This window comes from Mycobacterium sp. 1423905.2 (genome assembly GCF_001673155.1).
GTDB lineage: Bacteria > Actinomycetota > Actinomycetes > Mycobacteriales > Mycobacteriaceae > Mycobacterium.
In genome coordinates this window covers 1-2,879 of the sequence record NZ_LZLE01000280.1, presented here as the reverse complement: position 1 = coordinate 2,879, position 2,879 = coordinate 1, and the positions used below count along the sequence as shown (strand labels likewise).

Here is a 2,879-nt window from a genome sequence, read left to right as displayed (position 1 = left end):
ACGCGCCCGGATCGCTATACAACGCTGCCTGCTGATGCGGGTTCTCGCCGTAGCGGAGCGTTGCTTCGCGGCGCCAGTTGCGGCCGAACCAGTGCGGGAACTCGGTCGGCGGTTGCTCGGGCGCCAGGGTGGACTGCATCCAGCTGGCGACGGCGATGTCGTATTCGGCGGTGTGCTGAAAAGCCAACGAGGCGAGACGTTTACGTTCGGCGAGGGCGAAGCCGCCGGCGCGTACCGCGGCCAGCACGCCGTCGTAGCCGCGCGGGTCGGTCACCACCGCCACGCTGGGGTGGTTCTTGGCCGCCGCGCGCACCATCGACGGTCCGCCGATGTCGATCTGCTCAACGCATTCGTCTTCGGTCGCGCCGGATTCGACGGTCTCGGTGAACGGGTAGAGGTTGACGACGACGAGTTCGAACGCTGCGATGCCGAGTTGCTCGAGGGCGGTGGCGTGCTCGGGTTTGCGCAGGTCGGCCAGCAGCCCGGCGTGCACGTGCGGGTGCAGGGTCTTGACTCGGCCGTCGAGCACCTCGGGGAATCCGGTGACCTCTTCGACGGGGGTCACCGAAATGCCGCTGTTGGCAATGGTTTTGGCGGTCGATCCGGTCGAGACGATGTCGACGCCGGCGGCGCTGAGCCCTTGGGCCAGGTCGACCAGGCCGGTCTTGTCGTAGACGCTGATCAAGGCGCGGCGGATCGGCTTCTTCGCGTCGTCGGTGCTCATCCCAGTGTTGCCTTTCGTCCTGTCAAGGTCACTCCGCCGGTCGCCATCGCGGCCACCACGTCGACCAGCAGTCGTCGTTCGGTGACCTTGATGCGCTCGTGCAATGTCGCCACGTCGTCGCCGTCCAGCACTGGGACGGATTGCTGGGCCAGTATGGGGCCGGTGTCGGTGCCGGCGTCCACCAGGTGGACGGTACATCCGGTGACCTTGACACCGTAGGCCAGCGCATCGGCCACGCCATGAGCACCCGCGAACGCCGGCAGAAGCGCCGGGTGGGTGTTGAGGACGCGGCCGTAGTAGCGGGAAAGAAATTGCGGCCCAAGGATTTTCATGAATCCTGCCGAGACGATCAGGTCCGGCTGATGCGCGGCGGTGGCGTCGGTGATCGCGGCGTCCCAGGCGTCGCGGGTCGGGTGGTCGCCGAGGCGGACGGTGAAGGTGGGTATGGCAGCTTGGGCGGCAATGTCGGTGGCTGGACAATCGCGATCCACGCCGACGGCCACGATGCGTGCGGGGTAGTCCCCGACCGCGGCGGTGATCATCGAGTTGAGCAATGAACCCGTGCCCGAGGCCAGGACCACTAGCCGCGCCGGTGCACTCGGGGGTACACGGAGCGGTTCCTGCACACCGGCAGCCTAGTCGGACGACGGTGCCGGCCGTACGGCCGGAGGAGGAGTCCGACCCTACGACCCAGTCGGACGACGATGCCGGCCGTACGGCCGGAGGAGGAGTCCGACCATGTCGGCTAGTCGGACTGCTTCGAGTGTGCGCCCGTGGCGTTCACTGTGCGCGTGGGGCGGCGATTCGCCGGTTGGGCCGCCGCTGGCTCACGCTCGACGCCCTAGCCGCACACTCGACGGCCTAGCCGCACACTCGACGGCCTAGCCGCACACTCGACGGCGAGTGTGCGGCCATGGCTTTCACTGTGCGTGTGGGGCGGCGATTCGCCGGTTGGCCCGCCGCTGGCGCACACTCGACGCCGCAGCCGCACACTCGTCGCCGCAGCCGCACGCTCGACGCCCTAGGCGCACACTCGACGGCCTAGCCGCACACTCGACGGCGAGTGTGCGGCCATGGCTTTCACTGTGCGCGTGGGGCGGCGATTCGCCGGTTGGCCCGCCGCTGGCGCACACTCGACGCCGCAGCCGCACACTCGACGCCGTAGCCGCACACTCGACGGCCTAGCCCTCACGGTCGCGCTGACCCGTCGCTTCCTCATCAGCAGGAACATCGGCGCCGACGGTTTCAGACGCCTCGCCGACATCCGCGACATCCCCGACATCCGCCTCGTCCTCGCCGGCACCCTCGACATCGTCCTCATCCGCGAAATCGTCCTCCACCGGCGGCGGAGCGGGCCGCGGCCGCGGGCGGCGGGGCCGTCGTCGGATGCCCCCGGCGATCACCACCGTGAACGCTCCTACCACGGCGAACCAGAACAGCGACCCCAGCAGCATCGCACCGACGTCGACGCCGACGTTGCCGAAGTTGCCTAGCTTGCCGCCACCGGCGTAGCCCAGCAGCGCCATCACCAACGCGGCGGCCACCGCGGCCACCAGCACCTTGGCCATCGCCGCGATGAAGGGCAGCGGACGGCGCGCGCATTGCTGCCCGACGGCCACACCCGACGCGGCACCGAGGATCAGCAGCGCGACCCACACCGGCCCCAGCGGCGGCGTGGGCGCGGCCGCCAGGATGGGTAGCGCCGGAATGTCACCACCGAAGACGGTGAACGAACTAAAGGTCGCAAACCCGATGTGAGCGCTGGAGCCGACCGCGACGGCCGACGCGCCGACGATCACGTTCGGTGCATACAGCGCCGACAAAGCGGTCAGGTTGAACTGGCCCCAGATCGAATCGGTGATCCCATAGAGGTCTTGCATGGTCGACCAGTGCACGACCAGCGACACCGCGGTCACGGCCGCAGACAGCCCCACCAACGCCAACACCCCTGCCGTGGCCGCCCGCACGGAATCCTCCAACCAGTTGGGCAGCGGCGAGGCATACAGCGCGCGCCGACCCAGCCGCGACCACACCCCGATCGCGGCGCCGATCGCGTGCACGACCAGCACGCTGGTGAAGGCCCGCAAGGCGCTCGGGGTCTGCAACTCGGTGAGCACCGAGGACGCGTCGTGGATGACCGCCAGCGCGATCGCCG

Annotated in this window: 2 protein-coding genes and 1 pseudogene; all 3 read right to left on the bottom strand. The window is 69.1% G+C overall.

The annotated features are described in order from the left end of the window. Nucleotides 1–724, bottom strand: a pseudogene (gene purH / locus A9W95_RS18535) (bifunctional phosphoribosylaminoimidazolecarboxamide formyltransferase/IMP cyclohydrolase); the annotation flags it as partial. Next, nucleotides 721–1,350, bottom strand: a complete 630-nt coding sequence (gene purN, locus A9W95_RS18530; protein WP_067415954.1) for a phosphoribosylglycinamide formyltransferase — start codon at nt 1,348–1,350, stop codon at nt 721–723. The pseudogene purH and the gene purN, both read right to left, overlap by 4 nt. 555 nt (nt 1,351–1,905) lie before the next feature. Then, nucleotides 1,906–2,879, bottom strand: a 974-nt coding sequence (locus tag A9W95_RS18525; protein WP_067415953.1) for a DUF6350 family protein, incomplete at its 5' end; no start/stop codon positions are given.